This is a genomic window from Vaccinium witches'-broom phytoplasma str. VAC (assembly GCF_000309405.1).
In the GTDB taxonomy this organism is placed as follows: Bacteria; Bacillota_I; Bacilli_A; order Acholeplasmatales; family Acholeplasmataceae; genus Phytoplasma.
Genome location: NZ_AKIN01000029.1, coordinates 1 through 707 on the forward strand (window position 1 = coordinate 1; position 707 = coordinate 707).

Annotated in this window: 6 tRNA genes; all 6 read left to right on the top strand. The window is 43.4% G+C overall.

Annotated features, from left to right (window positions below):
• Nucleotides 1-54 precede the first annotated feature (54 nt).
• Nucleotides 55-130 (top strand) — tRNA-Lys (locus RI68_RS00865).
• Between the two features lie 51 nt (nt 131-181).
• A tRNA-Leu gene (locus RI68_RS00870) sits at nt 182-268 on the top strand.
• A gap of 10 nt (nt 269-278) precedes the next feature.
• A tRNA-Ala gene (locus RI68_RS00875) sits at nt 279-354 on the top strand.
• A gap of 55 nt (nt 355-409) precedes the next feature.
• Nucleotides 410-486 (top strand) — tRNA-Met (locus tag RI68_RS00880).
• Between the two features lie 6 nt (nt 487-492).
• Nucleotides 493-569, top strand: a tRNA-Ile gene (locus tag RI68_RS00885).
• A gap of 35 nt (nt 570-604) precedes the next feature.
• Nucleotides 605-695: transfer RNA gene (locus RI68_RS00890), tRNA-Ser, on the top strand.
• The last annotated feature ends 12 nt before the right edge of the window (nt 696-707 follow it).

Below are 707 nucleotides of genomic sequence, written 5' to 3' on the forward strand. Positions count from 1 at the left end.
TGACTTGTAATCAGTAGGTTGCGGGTTCGATTCCTGTTTTTGGCACCATTATGAGGCCCGTTAGCTCAGTTGGTAGAGCACTTGACTTTTAATCAAGGTGTCAAAGGTTCGAGTCCTTTACGGGTCACCATTTTATTTAATTTTTAGACAAATATAAACGAAAAATTAATTTGGCTTATTTGCCTGAATGGTGGAACAGGTAGACACGTGGGACTTAAAATCCCATGGTTTTAGAGCCGTGCCGGTTCAAGTCCGGCTTCAGGTACCATTAAAAAAAAGGGGTTTTAGCTCAGTTGGTAGAGCGCCTGTCTTGCACACAGGAGGTCAGCGGTTCGAATCCGCTAAGCTCCACCAACATTAATATTAATAATTTCAAAAATTAAAAATTAAAACACAAAATTTAAATAAAGGCGGTGTAGCTCAGCTGGCTAGAGCACATGGTTCATACCCGTGAGGTCGAGGGTTCAAGTCCCTCTGCCGCCACCATCGTATGGACCTGTAGCTCAGTTGGTCAGAGCCACCGGCTCATAACCGGTTGGTCGTAGGTTCGAATCCTACCGGGTCCACCATAAATTTAATTAAAATTTTGTTATAATTATTTTTTGGAGGAATACCCAAGTCCGGTTGAAGGGGCCAGTCTTGAAAACTGGAAGGTCTGAAAGGACGCGGGGGTTCGAATCCCTCTTCCTCCGCCAATATTTAAAAAT